Below are 13,671 nucleotides of genomic sequence, written 5' to 3' on the forward strand. Positions count from 1 at the left end.
ATGAATAGGCCCAGCATTTTTACATTCAAGTTTTCAAATGCTACTGGGTTTATATCAAATAGGGATGTTTTTAGGATGTCTAGGCCTGCTATTAGGATCATTACTACAATGGCTGGTCTTAAAAATTTTAGGACATCTGCCATTATGTCTATATCCTTGTATTTTTTATAAAAATATGATAGGGCGCCTACTATAATGGCTGATGGTAGGATGCAGCCTATTGTTGCGGCTAGGCTTCCAGGGAAACCTGCCACTCTTTGGCCTACGAAGGTGGCTGAGTTTAGGGCGATTGGTCCTGGGGTCATTTGACTGATTGTGATTAGGTCGTTGAATTCTCCTACAGCTAGCCAGCTATTTTCGACTACTACTTCCTGTTGGATTAGGGCGAGGGCTGCGTAGCCTCCACCAAAGGAGAAGAGTCCAATTTTAAAAAAGCTTATGAATAATTTAATTAACATGGCTCCTCCTTTTTGCTAGAGAGTTTATTAGTCCCAATAGGATGAGACTGCCAATTATATAGACTATACTTACCTTGAGAAAATATCCTAATATGAAGGCTGTGACCATTATTGCCGGAACTATTTTGGATTTTTCTTTTAAGAGGTCACGCCCCATATCAAAACTGACTTTGAATATTAGGGCGACTATGGCTGCTTGCATGCCTTTTAGAAAGCTTGCTATATAATAATTTGCTATGAAGGCTTCATAAAACATTGATATGACTGAAATTATTATGAGGGGTGGGATGGCTGTGCCTAGAATAGCTACTGCCATGCCAGGAAGGCCTGATATTTCATAGCCTACTACTATCGAGGCATTTATTGCCACTGCCCCAGGTGCCGACTGGGCTATGGCTGTCATGTCTAGCATTTGATCTTTGTCTATCCATTTTAATTTATCTACAAAGGTATCTTTCATCAAAGTTAGTATGACATAGCCCCCACCGAAGGTGAAGGCTGATAGGTATAGGGTTGATTTAAAAATTTTCCACAATTTATTTTCCATAAGTCTCCCTTTCTAAGTATATCTTAAAATATTTCTAAGTATAAATATATTTTACTATCTTTCTGGGTATAAGTAAGGTGAGGTGGATATGAAATTAATACTTGCTGTTGATAAAAATTGGGCTATCGGTAGGGATAATAAAATGCTTTATAACCTGAAGAAAGATCTTAACCACTTTAAGGAAACAACTACTGGTGGCCTTGTAATAATGGGAAGAAAGACCTTTGATTCTATTGGCTTTGCCCTTCCTAAGAGGGAAAATATAATTTTGACAAGGGATGAATCTTTGAAAAGAAAAGGAGCTTTGGTTTTTAATAATGTTTCTGATGTGATAAATTATGTGAATAAATCTCCCAAAGAAGCCTTTGTCATTGGTGGAGCGGAAATTTGCGAGCTTCTCCTAGACCATATTGATGAAGCAATTATAACAAAAATCAATGCCGATAGACAGGCTGACACCTTCCTCCACAACTTTGATAAAGATAATAATTTCAAACCGGTCGAAGAAAGTGAACCCATAGACGATAATGGAATAAAGATAAAGTTTGTAAGATACAAAAGAAAGGAAAATAAATGAAAGATAAAATATTATTTGTAAGTAACCTATGCCCAGATTGCGCAGGAATTTTAGGGGAAATTAAGGAAGGCTCAGAAAAATATACAGACTACGATGTCGTAAACATCACATCTTCAATGCCAAGCCTAAAACTATTTTTAAAATACAGGGATACCCTTCCTGGCTACGAAAAAGTAAGAAAATCCCACAGAGCAGGCGTGCCATCTGTGGTAATTGGGGAAAACGAGGTAGAATTTTTGTAAAATTTATAATAAGAAAAGATGTAGGAAATTTATCACTACATCTTTTCATTTTAATTAAAATCAAGCCAAGTTTTTTTACTTGGATCTAATTTTGAAAAATCTTCCTTAAAGTCATTAATTGCACCATCTATATTCTTATCATCAATTAATTTAAAAATTACATCTGATGAGCAAGTTGAGGCTCCAATTCCTATCTCAGCCAATCTAATTAATTGGTTGCTATTTTTAAAACTCGCAGCTAAGATTTGTGTTTCATATTTATTTTCATTTAATATCTTTTGAATACTTTTTGCTATATTAATACCATCATAACCTAGATTATCAATTCTGTTAATATACGGAGCTAAATAATTTGCCCCTGCTTCAGCAGCCAAGTATGCCTGGTTTATTGAATATATAGCTGTCGCTGTAATTTTAAAACCCTCTTTAGATAGGTATTTAATAGCTTTTAGCCCTTCCGGATTGACGGGAACTTTAACATAAGTATTGGCGCCTAGCTTTTCATTTAGAAACTCTGCTTCCCTAATTATTTCTTCGGCCCTATCTTCAAGCACTTGTACATGAAGTTCATCTTCACCAATGACTTGTCTAATCTTTATCAAATGTTCAAGTGGATTTCCACCAGCTTTAGCTAGGATGGATGGATTGGTAGTAACGCCCGATACAGGGTAATAATCGTATATTTTTCTTATATTTTCAATATTTGCATCATCTATTATTAATTTCATTTTAGCCTACTTTTATGATTTCAATCTCTTAATGATTTCTTCATATGATTCATCTTTGCCAAATAGAGCAGATGTTCCTAATATAAACCCATCTACCCCCTTAGTTTTTAGGTAGTTTACCTTTTCTTCAGATATGGCTCCGTCTACAAATATTTCAAAATTATATTTAGACTTTAGGTCTGCGAGTTTAAATATTTTTTCATCTACATAATCCAAATACTTTTGGCCCGCAAATCCTGGATTTACTGTCATAACCAGAACTATATCTACTAAATTTAATAGCTCTTTAATAGAATAGATACTTGTGCCTGGACTAACTGCCAAACCAACTTTCATTCCATTTTCTTTTATTTTTGCTAGAGTTGTTGATATTAATGAATCCCCTTCTGAATGGACATAAACTATATCTACTCCAGCTTTTTTAAAAAGCCCTATATGGTCAGAAGCATTTATTGACATTAAATGAACATCAATTTCCTTATTAGTGTTTCTCCTAACAGTATCAATATCTTGTAAACCCATACCAAAATTTGGCACAAAGTTTCCATCCATAATATCTATATGAAATATATCTGCTCCAGCCTTATCTAGGCTAACTACTTCTTTTTTTAAATTGTCAAAATTTGCACACATCAATGATGGGCATATTTTAATATTACTCAAATCGTCTCCTTATAAAAAATATAAATTTGGTGTTGCAATCACCACTTCATCTGCTGGTTTATCAATATTAACACTTTCTCCAGGTAAAATCAAAACACTCTGACCCTGAATAAGAGCATGGCCATTTATAACAGCACTTCCATTTGTAATTGTAATTGCTTGGGCTATATTGTTATTATTTATATATTCACCACTTATTTTTGTTCTTAATAAATTAAAAGGTTTATATTTTAATTCACAATCATTTTCAAAGTTTTTTATAGAAACTTTGTTGCTAGATACAATTGTATTGATTCCGTCTTCTAAGTGTAACTGTCTAGGATTGCCGTCTTTATCTAACCTATCGTAATCGTAAAGTCTATAGGTAATATCTGAAGATTGTTGAATTTCATATACTAATGATCCTTCTGTTAGAGCGTGAATAGTTCCGGCCTCTACATAAACCATATCATCTTCATCAACTTTTACCTTATTTACAACTGACTCATAGTCTTTATTCAAAATTTTCTCTTTGATTATTTTTTTATCATCAATGTCAGTTTCTGCATATATCCAACCTTTGTTTGGTTTTTCTATGAAATACCAAGCCTCACTTTTGCCAATCATTTTCTTTTCATGCTCTTTCGCATAATCATCAGTTGGGTGAACTTGTATGCTTAGGTCCTTATCAGCAGATGTAAATGAAATTATAAGTGGAAAATCAACACCATTAGCTAAGCCAAATTTTTCTGGATTGGCCTTAACAGCTGAATAAAGGTCTTTATTCTCATCTCCATATATAATTTCGCAAGAAATTTCTTTAATTCCGCTTACCGTATATACTGAACCGATTTTTTCAATGCCGGGATCCCCAAAATAATCATGCAATCTGCTTGTTCCCCAAACTTTTTCATTTGAAACTGTATTTAATATTATCACCTAAGATCCTCCTACAAAAAATAAACTGTTGCAGAGCGCTCCCTGCAACAGTCTTATACTTAAAATACTCCCAATACTACACCAACAGATACTAAAGCAACTTGAATTAAAATTACTTTTGTAGCTGATACCTTCTTATGTTTTAATAACCAATAAGATAGCATTACAACTGCAAATGGTAGTAATTTTGGAAAAATACCATCTAGTAGTGCTTGTAATTGTTGTACTTCTGTTCCCATTGGAATCTCAATCTTAGTAGTTAGGTTTATATTTGCAGCCGCTAAAGCCCCTACTACAATAACTCCTATTACGTTAAATGCACTAGTTATTCTTTGAGCATTTTCACCAACAATTGTATCTATAGCATTTACACCGAGTTTATAACCGTAGTTAAAAGAAATGTAAGTTATAAATGTTCCTATGATTGCATAAGAGATGATATAAAACAATGGACCTAAGGCACTTCCTGATGCTGCAAGTCCCATACCAATTGATAATAGTGTAGGAACTATAATTCCTTGGATGATTGAATCACCAATACCAGCAAGAGGTCCCATAAGTGTTGTTTTGATATTAACTGGCATATCTTCAGAAATATCTTCACCTAGAGCAATTTGTTCTTCTAGTGATGTTACTATACCAGTAACAAGCTGACCTGTCTGAGGCTCGGTGTTATAGAACATCGAATGTCTTTCCATCAATCTTTTTGCCGCTTCTGGATCATCGCTATAATATTTTTTTGCAAAAGGTGTAAATGTGTATGCCCAAGCATGACCTTGTAATTTTTCATAGCTCATTGAAGCTAAGTGAGAGCATCCCCATCTTTTCCAAATTTGTCTTCTTTCATTTGGAGTTAATTTTTCTTTATTATTAGTATTAGTCATCATTACCCCCGTTAATTAAAATAAATCATCATCTTCATAGAAATCTGAATCTTCTGCTACACTTGCAGCCTGAACAACTGTTTTATTTCCTGAAGCAAGATAAACTATATAAGCAATTAGAGCAGATAGTATAACAACTGGAATCATAGGAAGTCCTGCGAAGGTTGTTAATGCAAATCCAACTAGGAAGAATATAAAATGAACCTTTTGTTTAATTACAATATTCATCAACATAGCAATACCTAGTGCAGGAAGAACACCACCTAAAATAGTAATAATATCAGTTACTTTTTCAGGAATGCTGTGTAATAACCAGTCTACAATAGGTTGTCCAAAATATACGGCTAAGAAAACAGGGACTGCTCTTAGTAAGAATGTTGTGATTGCTGGACCGATTATATGATTAAATCTAATTCCATTATAATCTAATTCTTCTGCCGCTTTTTGTGCACGGGTATTCCAGAATGAATATCCTGCCCTACCTGTATTATAGAAAATAAGTCCAAATGTTTGTCCAATCAAAATAGATAAGGTAACCGCTACAGCAGGATTTCCTCCGGTAGCCATTGCTAGACCAATACCACCATAACCTGCGTATGTGATTTCACTGTTAGTAGTACCACCTGTTGATAGGTTAGCTATAAACACACCTTGAACTGCAACACCACACAAAACACCTGCCTTAACGTCGCCAAATGCCAAGCCCATAATAAGTCCTGCTACTAGAGGTCTACCTAAGATATAGAATCCTCCGGTCATACCAAATGCGAACGGAGTTTCAATGGCACCTAGAAAACAAAATATGCCCGCAATAAGAGCTGGTAAAAATAAATTATCCATAACTTCTCCTTATATAATATTTTTAGGTTTTAAAAAGGCACCTAAGACCTTAATAAATAAATTATTCTGCAGCATCGTACAATTTTTTAATTTGTTCCCATGTTCTTATAGAATCTTCAGGGATTATTTGAAATTGAAGTTCAATGCCATGGTTGTGCATATACTCAAAAGCATCATAATCAGCTTGGTCAATTGCTGTTGTCTTTCCTAATACTTTTGCACCTGGTCTTGTATTCATTGGTCCAATATTTAATACCTTTCCAAAATCTCCACCCATTTTTAAAATCTCAGCAAAGTTTTGTGGAGAGTCAGAAATAACAAAGAAATCTTTATTTGATTCACTCGCCATCTTTATTTTTTCTACAGATGTCTTATTATCATATATACCTAGTTTATGAGGATTAGCAGCTGATTTTAAAACTTTTTTTCTTAATTCATCACCTGCAACCTTATCACTTGCGATTACAAATGCATCTAATTTTCTTGATGCTGCCCATCTTGTCATTGTTTGTCCGTGAATAACTCTGTCGTCAACTCTTGCTAGTGTAATTGTCATATATTCCTCCTTATAAATTAAAACTCTAAATCGTCATCATCGTCGTCTGAATCATCTATTTCACATTTTACAATAGAATCTTTACCGACATTTAATCCAATATTTACCAATTCTTCAATAGAAGAGCCTATATCAAGGCTTGTACCACACTCTATTAGCATAGGTAGGTTCATACCTGTTAAAATTTCTACTTTATCAGGATTTTCTAGCTTAAACCTATAAGCTTCATTATATGGAGTTCCGCCCTGGATATCAGAAAGAACTAAGACCTCGTCATTCTCAATTAATTCAGTAAGTTTACTTCTTAATTTTTCAGAGAAGACGCCTATTCCATCATCGCCTAAGCTTATTGAAATAATATTATCATTTTTACCTGCTATCATTTCATAGCTTTCTTTTATCCCGTGGCAAAAATTACCATGAGATACTAATAGTAGCTTCATAATACCTCCTAAAAAATGTATGTAAATACATATATATTCTTAGTTATTATGATAACCTTTACAAATCTAATTGTCAAGTGGTTTTTCAAATATTTCTTGCTATTTATTCAGAATATGGTAATATATACTATGTAATAACATATACGTGGAGGTTTTAAAAAATGACAAAACAGTATACACTCAAGGAACTAAGAAGATTTGTTGATCACACAAACTTACATGCTGATGCAAGCAGAGAAGACATGAAGAAATTATGCCAAGAAGCTATGGACTATAATTTTAAAATGGTTGCAATCAACTCTGTTCAAAGCAAGGCATGCGCAGAATTCTTAAAAGACTCAGATGTTCATGTTGGTGCTGCTATAGGATTCCCTCTAGGCCAACAAACAATAGCTACAAAAGTTTTTGAAACAGAAGATGCAATTAAAAATGGCGCTGATGAAATTGATTATGTTATCAATTTGACAGAAGTTGTTGATGGAAATTTTGACTATATTAAAGATGAAATGGAACAAATTGTAAAAATTTGTAGAGATAATGACGTAATTTCTAAAGTTATATTTGAAAACTGCTACCTAAACAAAGATCAAATAAGAAAACTTGCTGAAATATCAAAAGAAGTTAAACCTGACTTTATTAAAACATCAACTGGATTTGGTCCTTCAGGTGCAACTGTGGAAGATGTGAAACTTATGAAAGAAGTAGTTGGTGATACTGTTAAAGTTAAGGCTGCTGGTGGAATTAGAGATGTAGATACATTTATAGCTATGATTAAAAATGGGGCCGAAAGAATTGGTACTAGTTCAGGTATAAAAATTAGCGAAGAATTAGAAAAACTAGTATCTGATCAAGGCACCATCGAAATTTAAATAAAATTTGAAAAAAAAACTTTATGAAATCATTAGAGACGATTTATTAGAAAGGATCAAAGAATCTACTTATAAAATAGATGAAATGATACCTAAAGAAACCGATTTAGCTCTTGAATATGGGGTAAGTCGACCTACTGTTAGGCAAGCCATACAATCCCTAGTAGATGAAGGCTACCTTGATAGGGTAAAAGGTAAGGGTACTTTTGTAAAAAATAATAAAATAACCCAGGATTTTACAAATATAATAAAGAGTTTCGATGATGATATGAAGGCCAAAGGTATTAGACCTAAAACTAAATTAATATCTTCTGACCTTGTCGAATGTCCAGAACGTGTCGCTAATGCACTACATCTAAAATCCAAAAGCAAAGTAATTAAAATATGTAGACTTAGATACGCTGATAGTATACCAGCAGTATTGGTAAACACCTATCTTCCTTATGAAGGGTTAGAAGATTTAATGGGAATAGACTATTCTTCAGTTAGTTTATACACTTGCCTAGACCAGCTAGGTTACAAAATAAATAAAGTTAGCAGAATACTAGAGATGAAAATATCTGATGAACTTTCAGCATCACTATTAAATATAGCTTGTGGAGACCCACTATTTTTCTTTAAAACAATAGGTTATCACAATGATTTACCTCTAGAATACTCTGAAGCTTGGTATAACGGAAATGTAAATTCCTTTAAATTTGATATTACAATTAGTTAATATCTAAGTTATCAAATACCTTAAAAGCACCTCCAGTTAGCTAGACTAATTGAAGATGCTTTTTTAATTTAAGCTAACTTAGCAAATTTTAGAAATAATATATAAGTTATATTAAAAACCACATCATGAAATATCAATACTAAGCAAAAATGTCGTTTTTATCACATGTTCTAAATCCTGATTAGGGATTTAGTTTTTATTATAAAACGTCTGAATATCTTATAATCCTTGTAAAATATTAGGATTAATTGCTTATCTCTTGTAAAATATTAGGATTAATTCCTTATCTACAGAATTTTATTTATTTTTTCCTTCAATTTTCTTGTGTCTTCTTCTACATTTGGGCTATCCATAATGGCCCTTACTACGCAGATGCCGTCTACTTCTGTGCCTTTTAGGATGTCTACATTATCAATATTTAGGCCACCTATGGCGTAGACTTCTATGCCTACATTTTTCTTGATTTCCTTTAGGGTTTCGACACTTGTTCTTTTGGTTTTAACGTGGGTTTTGGTTTCAAATATAGCTCCCACTCCAAGGTAGTCAGCACCTTCCTTTTCAGCTTTTTGAGCAGCTTCAACGGACTTAGCAGTGGCTCCTATGAGGGCCTTTTCTCCCAATAATTTCCTACCAAGAGCGATTGGCATATCATCTGCGCCTAGGTGAACTCCAAGGCCTAGCGCCCAAGCTATATGTGGCTTATCGTCGATAAGCATTGGCACCTTATAAGAATCGCAAAGTGTCTTGACCTTTTTAGCAAGATCAAGAATTTCAAGGTCAGTCTTGTCTTTTTCCCTCAATTGGAGAATGTCAACCCCTCCTTTTAAGGCAGCCTCTACTCTTTCCAAAAATTCTTCTTCGCTATACTTATCCGAATTTGTTACAAGGTATAATTTTTTCAAAATTTTATCTCCCTTACTTTTGCTTTTTTACTTATTTCTTCATTGCTAATTAGGCTTATCTCGTCCATGAGATTTACAAAAAATGTGTAAAGTCTATCCGTATCTATTTTTTCTGCTGCAATTTCCATAGTAAGTAGACCACAAATAGCAGCAGAAACCGGGTCAGCAACTGCCATAAAACTTGAAATCATTGCAGTTAGCATACATCCTGTACCTGTAATTTTGCTTAGGTTTTCTACACCATTATCAATGGTGTAATAAGAATTTTCTCCTACAACCAAGTCTGTTTTTCCTGTGACTAGGACTATTGTATGGTATTTCTTAGCAAGTTCACAGGCTTTCACAGAAATTTTTTCTATGTTAGCACCTTTAAGCTCATCAGCTTTGCCAACATCAATTCCTTTGGCGTTTGATGCCCCACTTGCAAGGGCCCTTATCTCCGAAGCATTGCCCTTGATGAGGTCAAATTTATACTTACTTAAAAGTTTATTTGCAAACTTATAGCGAAGAGTCGATGCACCAACACCAACCATATCAATAGTTAGGGGGATATTTTTTCCATTTGCTGCATGACAAGCCTCATCAATGGCAACCATTCTCTCGCTTGTAATATTGCCCAGACTTACACTTAAGCAATCAGACATCCCTACAATTTCAGCCACCTCCTGAGGATGGGCTGCACAAATCGCCTTGGCTCCCATAAATAAAATAACATTAGCAACCATATTTATAGCGATTGGATGGGTGATGGCATGGACTAGTGGTGATTTTTCCCTTAACCTATCCCTTACCTCAATTATCTCTTCTAGATTTATCATAAACATTTACTCCTATATTTCTCTGGATTGGATATAAGACTTTTGCTCTTTGCAAAGTTTTTAGGAAAATATAGGCAACTGATCCTCCCATTATGGTAGCTATTAAAAAACTTGGTAGGTAGAAGTACCAGGTAATATCTCCCTTGCCCCAAAGAAGGGTCATTACTGGATAGGAGGCGATAGAACCTATGATTCCTGTGCCGATTATCTCTCCTATAACGCAAGCAAGGATAGATCCCTTGCTTTTCCTATAAAGAAATCCTGATAAAAAGGCACCAAAGACCTGACCAGTGATTGCAAGTGGTGGTATATTTAAAAGACTCATTCTTATTATCGCTGTTATTATTGCATTTGCCAAGCTATACCAAGGACCTAATACTACAGAGCAAACTATATTTACAAAGTGGGCTGTAGGTGCAAAACCTTCAAATCTCAGTATCGGTGATATAACTACCCCTATGGAAACAAACATGGATAGGGTTACTAAAATTAATATTTTCTGTCTATTTTGTAATTTTTGCTTTTCTTGCATTTCTCCTCCTAAAGGTTGATATAGTCTGTAAATACTGGGGTCATGCCAAGCTTTTTTAGGTCATCGAAGGTTTCTGCAGTTGACCTTGCATCGTCAATTTCAAATTGTTCATCACCCTCATCGGCACTCTTCTTTGACCTATGGCCGATTGATGTATCAACTGATGCCGAAATTTTTGTGGCAGCATATTTTACAGCGAGATTTCTAAAATCTTTTGACTCCCTAGTTGAAAGGGTGATTGATGCAAAAGGCAAGAACATCCTAATTGCAGTCATAATTTGGAAAAACTTTTTATCATCAACTATGTTGAATTTTAGGGAATTATCCGCACCGTGGGTTGGCCTCATCCTTGGCAAAGAAATGGCAATTTCTGCGTGAGGATATTTTTTCTGGATTTCGCTTGCGTGGATAGCAAGTTTAAAGGCTTCTTCGATTGGATCTCCCAGGCCGAAAAGTGTTCCAAAACCAACTCCTCTAAAACCTGCCTGAAGAGCCCTTTCCTGGGTATCAATCCTATATGAAAAACTCCTCTTGTGGCCGTAAGGGTGGTAGTAGTCGTAGGTTTCTGGATTATAAGACTCTTGGAAAACTGTCACAAAATCTGCCCCAGCTTCTCTTAAAATCTTGTAATCTGCCACATTGGCTGGATAAACCTCTATACCTATTACCTTAAAATACTTGCTGGCAATCCTACAAGCTTCCGCGATGTATTCTATTGATGAAAATTTTTGAGATTCACCAGTTAGGATCAAAACATCTTCGATACCTGTTGCTGCCAAGGCCTTCATCTCCTCTTCGATTTCTCCGTGGGTTAATTTTGCCCTTTTTATATCAGACTTGGCCCTAAAACCACAATACCTGCAAGAATTTTCGCAGTAATTTGCTATATAAATTGGAGAAAATAGGCAAACATTGTTGCCAAAATACCTAATTCTTTTCTCCTTTGCCATTTCTGCCATGACCTCAAGGTATTCTTCTGCCTCATCGCTTAGGAGGTTATATAAATCTCTTGGACTAAGACTTGATGCTTCAAGGCTTGCCAAAACATCAGCCTTGGTAACTTTGGTATTTTTTACTTCTTCGTAGTATAATTTTACCCTTTCTTTGATATATGAATCGATTATATCCATTTCTGGGAAATAATCGAGCACACTTTTAATATTCATATCAGTCAAAAAAGTCCCTTAGTGGTGAAGATGGGTCAGCACCTGTTTGTAAAACTCTACCAGGTTTTGCAAGGTAAGCGAGTCTGCCTCCCTCAATTCCGTGTTTAAAGGCTTTAGCCATCAAATTTATGTCGCTGGCAGACGCTATACCTGTGTTTGCCATGATAGCTGCGGCTCCCATTTCCATTGCTTCTGCAGCCTGACTTGGCACGCCAATTCCTGCATCAACAATAACTGGTAGGTCTATTTCATCAATTATTATTTTTATAAAATCACGGGTAGCAAGGCCCTTGTTAGAACCGATTGGGCTGGCAAGAGGCATGATGGCGGAAGCTCCTGCATCCCTCAAATCCCTCGCAAAGTTTAAATCTGGATACATATAAGGAAGAACTACAAAGCCCTCTTTGGCGAGGATTTCTGTTGCCTTTAGGGTTTCAACATTATCTGGCAAAAGGTATTTTGAATCTCTCATGATTTCGATTTTAACAAAGTTTCCACAACCCATTTCCCTCGCAAGCCTTGAAATCCTGATAGCTTCGTCAGCATTTCTTGCACCTGAAGTGTTTGGAATAATGGTAACTTCTTTTGGTATGTAATTTAAAATATTTGCCACATCCTTGGTATTTGCTCTTCTAAGTGCAACGGTAATCATCTGTGAACCAGCAGATTTGATAGCTGCATCAATTAATTCTGGTGAATATTTTCCAGAACCAAGGATAAACCTTGACTCAAATTTCTTATCTCCAAGTACTAAATAATCTTTATTTTCCATTTCTTTCTCCTATAATAATTTTAAGCGCTAAGAGGGCTTCTAAATTTGCTACAATTCCTAGATAAGGCGCGTACAAACCTTGATCTGGACTTGATTTAAAGTCCCCAACCATAGTCACATTTTCTATTTTTTTAACCTTTATATCTGAAAAATCCCCAAGACCCGAAAGGCCTGAAGCCATAATTAATTTTTTGTCATACCTTCCCAAAAAATATTCAAATACCAAGCTTTTCATCTCTTTTTTATCAAAAGCTTCGATGAAGATATCAGTTTTTTCTGATATTTGGTCTAAGTTTTCTTTGCCAATCAAAACTTCTTTTGCATAAACTTTGGTATAGGGAAGGCTTGCTTCAATTTTTTTCTTTGTTTGAATTACCTTTGATTTTCCCAAATCGTTTTGGTCGTAGTTTTGCCTATTTAGGTTTGATAATTCAACCTGATCGTAATCGTAGATGTGAATTTCCCCAAGCCCACACCTGGCAAGGACCATGGCTATATTTGAACCAAGTCCCCCACAACCTAAAATCGAAACTTTGGCATTTTTGAGTATTTCATTAATTTCTGGGTCTTGTCTTTTTAAAATCTCATCTCTCATTTCAACCCCCACCAACAAAGGAAAAGACTTCTACTTTTGCCCCATCTTCCAAGATAAATTTATCAAAATTCACTTTTTTAACCAAGTGGCAGTCAACTTCACAGGCCAAAAAATCTGGGTCGTAATAATTTCTTATCAAAAAATCCCTGAGATTTTCTCCCTCGATAAAGGAAACCTCCTTGTCATTTACCTTAATCACTCATTCACCCCCTCAAAAAAAGGCACAAAAAGGACAGCCATACCCGAGGTGGTATGCCCCTTTAGTGCCTAGACTCTCATTTTTTTATTTTTTTATAAGCCTTTCCCATTAAAAAAAGACCCTTCTAGGGGCCTTTAAACTCTTCTTTCTAGCTTTCTTACGCAGGTTCTAACCTAACAAGTTTAAAGGGTTGATGAATCATCTCTCAGCTAAAAGCACCCCTAGCTAATATCATTATAAGGCA

At 35.1% G+C, this 13,671-nt stretch carries 20 protein-coding genes and 1 riboswitch; of the genes, 4 read left to right on the forward strand and 16 right to left on the reverse strand.

Annotated features, from left to right (window positions below; genetic code table 11):
* Both HMPREF1630_RS05820 and HMPREF1630_RS05825 read right to left on the reverse strand, forming a co-directional pair.
* On the reverse strand, window positions 1-458 hold a 458-nt coding region (locus tag HMPREF1630_RS05820; RefSeq protein WP_037325863.1), incomplete at its 3' end, for a chromate transporter.
* Entirely contained in the window at window positions 448-1,005 is a 558-nt protein-coding gene (locus HMPREF1630_RS05825; protein WP_037325864.1) for a chromate transporter, read from the reverse strand. The genes HMPREF1630_RS05825 and HMPREF1630_RS05820, both read right to left, overlap by 11 nt.
* A gap of 88 nt (window positions 1,006-1,093) precedes the next feature.
* Here HMPREF1630_RS05825 and HMPREF1630_RS05830 point away from each other — a divergent pair, with 88 nt between their 5' ends.
* Complete coding sequence (locus tag HMPREF1630_RS05830) at window positions 1,094-1,582, forward strand: dihydrofolate reductase (protein ID WP_037327977.1); 489 nt, start codon at window positions 1,094-1,096, stop codon at window positions 1,580-1,582.
* Window positions 1,579-1,824: a hypothetical protein gene (locus HMPREF1630_RS05835; protein WP_037327979.1), complete on the forward strand. Its 246-nt coding sequence runs from the start codon at window positions 1,579-1,581 to the stop codon at window positions 1,822-1,824. The genes HMPREF1630_RS05830 and HMPREF1630_RS05835 overlap by 4 nt, the downstream gene beginning before the upstream one ends.
* A gap of 50 nt (window positions 1,825-1,874) precedes the next feature.
* On the opposite strand, the gene HMPREF1630_RS05840 is transcribed toward HMPREF1630_RS05835, so the two are convergent.
* The 7 genes from HMPREF1630_RS05840 to HMPREF1630_RS05870 form a co-directional block, all read right to left on the reverse strand.
* Complete coding sequence (locus HMPREF1630_RS05840) at window positions 1,875-2,552, reverse strand: transaldolase family protein (RefSeq protein ID WP_037327982.1); 678 nt, start codon at window positions 2,550-2,552, stop codon at window positions 1,875-1,877.
* Between the two features lie 12 nt (window positions 2,553-2,564).
* A complete protein-coding gene (locus HMPREF1630_RS05845) occupies window positions 2,565-3,215 on the reverse strand; it encodes a ribulose-phosphate 3-epimerase (RefSeq protein WP_004826923.1) in 651 nt (216 codons plus the stop codon).
* 9 nt (window positions 3,216-3,224) lie between these two features.
* Entirely contained in the window at window positions 3,225-4,133 is a 909-nt protein-coding gene (locus HMPREF1630_RS05850; RefSeq protein WP_037327984.1) for a class I mannose-6-phosphate isomerase, read from the reverse strand.
* A 59-nt stretch (window positions 4,134-4,192) separates the two neighbouring features.
* Entirely contained in the window at window positions 4,193-5,017 is an 825-nt protein-coding gene (locus tag HMPREF1630_RS05855) for a PTS system mannose/fructose/sorbose family transporter subunit IID (RefSeq protein WP_155811853.1), read from the reverse strand.
* A gap of 15 nt (window positions 5,018-5,032) precedes the next feature.
* On the reverse strand, window positions 5,033-5,857 hold the full coding sequence (locus HMPREF1630_RS05860) for a PTS mannose/fructose/sorbose/N-acetylgalactosamine transporter subunit IIC (protein WP_004826926.1): 825 nt from the start codon (window positions 5,855-5,857) through the stop codon (window positions 5,033-5,035).
* A 61-nt stretch (window positions 5,858-5,918) separates the two neighbouring features.
* Window positions 5,919-6,413, reverse strand: a complete 495-nt coding sequence (locus HMPREF1630_RS05865) for a PTS system mannose/fructose/N-acetylgalactosamine-transporter subunit IIB (RefSeq protein WP_037327987.1) — start codon at window positions 6,411-6,413, stop codon at window positions 5,919-5,921.
* 17 nt (window positions 6,414-6,430) lie between these two features.
* Window positions 6,431-6,856, reverse strand: coding sequence for a PTS sugar transporter subunit IIA (locus tag HMPREF1630_RS05870; RefSeq protein ID WP_004826928.1), 426 nt, complete (start codon window positions 6,854-6,856; stop codon window positions 6,431-6,433).
* A 161-nt stretch (window positions 6,857-7,017) separates the two neighbouring features.
* On the opposite strand from HMPREF1630_RS05870, the gene deoC reads away from it, so the two are divergent.
* Together deoC and HMPREF1630_RS05880 are read left to right on the forward strand one after the other, a co-directional pair.
* Complete coding sequence (gene deoC, locus HMPREF1630_RS05875; protein ID WP_004826929.1) at window positions 7,018-7,725, forward strand: deoxyribose-phosphate aldolase; 708 nt, start codon at window positions 7,018-7,020, stop codon at window positions 7,723-7,725.
* A gap of 7 nt (window positions 7,726-7,732) precedes the next feature.
* Complete coding sequence (locus tag HMPREF1630_RS05880; protein ID WP_037327989.1) at window positions 7,733-8,443, forward strand: GntR family transcriptional regulator; 711 nt, start codon at window positions 7,733-7,735, stop codon at window positions 8,441-8,443.
* Window positions 8,444-8,730: 287 nt separating this feature from the next.
* Here HMPREF1630_RS05880 and thiE read toward each other — a convergent pair whose 3' ends face one another.
* The 7 genes from thiE to thiS are packed head-to-tail and all read right to left on the reverse strand — an operon-like array spanning window position 8,731 to window position 13,427.
* Window positions 8,731-9,345 (reverse strand): thiamine phosphate synthase, encoded by a 615-nt coding sequence (gene thiE, locus HMPREF1630_RS05885; RefSeq protein WP_037327992.1) that lies wholly within the window; start codon window positions 9,343-9,345, stop codon window positions 8,731-8,733.
* A complete protein-coding gene (thiM, locus tag HMPREF1630_RS05890; protein ID WP_081931877.1) occupies window positions 9,342-10,169 on the reverse strand; it encodes a hydroxyethylthiazole kinase in 828 nt (275 codons plus the stop codon). Before thiM ends, thiE begins: the two co-directional genes overlap by 4 nt.
* Window positions 10,138-10,695: an energy coupling factor transporter S component ThiW gene (gene thiW, locus HMPREF1630_RS05895; protein WP_052039389.1), complete on the reverse strand. Its 558-nt coding sequence runs from the start codon at window positions 10,693-10,695 to the stop codon at window positions 10,138-10,140. The genes thiM and thiW overlap by 32 nt, the downstream gene beginning before the upstream one ends.
* Window positions 10,696-10,703: 8 nt before the next feature.
* Window positions 10,704-11,861, reverse strand: a complete 1,158-nt coding sequence (gene thiH, locus HMPREF1630_RS05900; protein ID WP_037328178.1) for a 2-iminoacetate synthase ThiH — start codon at window positions 11,859-11,861, stop codon at window positions 10,704-10,706.
* A gap of 1 nt (window position 11,862) precedes the next feature.
* Window positions 11,863-12,633, reverse strand: coding sequence for a thiazole synthase (locus HMPREF1630_RS05905; protein ID WP_037327997.1), 771 nt, complete (start codon window positions 12,631-12,633; stop codon window positions 11,863-11,865).
* Window positions 12,623-13,228 carry a sulfur carrier protein ThiS adenylyltransferase ThiF gene (gene thiF, locus HMPREF1630_RS05910; RefSeq protein ID WP_037327999.1) on the reverse strand — a complete coding sequence of 202 codons (606 nt, stop codon included), beginning with the start codon at window positions 13,226-13,228 and terminating at the stop codon, window positions 12,623-12,625. Before thiF ends, HMPREF1630_RS05905 begins: the two co-directional genes overlap by 11 nt.
* Before the next feature lies 1 nt (window position 13,229).
* Window positions 13,230-13,427, reverse strand: coding sequence for a sulfur carrier protein ThiS (gene thiS, locus HMPREF1630_RS05915; protein WP_037328001.1), 198 nt, complete (start codon window positions 13,425-13,427; stop codon window positions 13,230-13,232).
* A gap of 137 nt (window positions 13,428-13,564) precedes the next feature.
* Window positions 13,565-13,660: riboswitch (TPP riboswitch) on the reverse strand.
* Between the last annotated feature and the right edge of the window lie 11 nt (window positions 13,661-13,671).

The organism is Anaerococcus lactolyticus S7-1-13 (genome assembly GCF_000758765.1).
In the GTDB taxonomy this organism is placed as follows: Bacteria; Bacillota; Clostridia; order Tissierellales; family Peptoniphilaceae; genus Anaerococcus; species Anaerococcus lactolyticus.

Coding starts and splice junctions, on each gene's coding strand:
- HMPREF1630_RS05830 (WP_037327977.1), top strand. CDS start 1,094: ATGAAATTAATACTTGCTGTTGATAAAAATTGGGCTATCGGTAGGGAT.
- thiW (WP_052039389.1), bottom strand. CDS start 10,695: ATGCAAGAAAAGCAAAAATTACAAAATAGACAGAAAATATTAATTTTA.
- thiM (WP_081931877.1), bottom strand. CDS start 10,169: ATGTTTATGATAAATCTAGAAGAGATAATTGAGGTAAGGGATAGGTTA.
- HMPREF1630_RS05860 (WP_004826926.1), bottom strand. CDS start 5,857: ATGGATAATTTATTTTTACCAGCTCTTATTGCGGGCATATTTTGTTTT.
- thiF (WP_037327999.1), bottom strand. CDS start 13,228: ATGAGAGATGAGATTTTAAAAAGACAAGACCCAGAAATTAATGAAATA.
- HMPREF1630_RS05905 (WP_037327997.1), bottom strand. CDS start 12,633: ATGGAAAATAAAGATTATTTAGTACTTGGAGATAAGAAATTTGAGTCA.
- thiH (WP_037328178.1), bottom strand. CDS start 11,861: ATGAATATTAAAAGTGTGCTCGATTATTTCCCAGAAATGGATATAATC.
- HMPREF1630_RS05870 (WP_004826928.1), bottom strand. CDS start 6,856: ATGAAGCTACTATTAGTATCTCATGGTAATTTTTGCCACGGGATAAAA.
- deoC (WP_004826929.1), top strand. CDS start 7,018: ATGACAAAACAGTATACACTCAAGGAACTAAGAAGATTTGTTGATCAC.
- HMPREF1630_RS05840 (WP_037327982.1), bottom strand. CDS start 2,552: ATGAAATTAATAATAGATGATGCAAATATTGAAAATATAAGAAAAATA.
- HMPREF1630_RS05865 (WP_037327987.1), bottom strand. CDS start 6,413: ATGACAATTACACTAGCAAGAGTTGACGACAGAGTTATTCACGGACAA.
- HMPREF1630_RS05855 (WP_155811853.1), bottom strand. CDS start 5,017: ATGACTAATACTAATAATAAAGAAAAATTAACTCCAAATGAAAGAAGA.
- HMPREF1630_RS05825 (WP_037325864.1), bottom strand. CDS start 1,005: ATGGAAAATAAATTGTGGAAAATTTTTAAATCAACCCTATACCTATCA.
- HMPREF1630_RS05835 (WP_037327979.1), top strand. CDS start 1,579: ATGAAAGATAAAATATTATTTGTAAGTAACCTATGCCCAGATTGCGCA.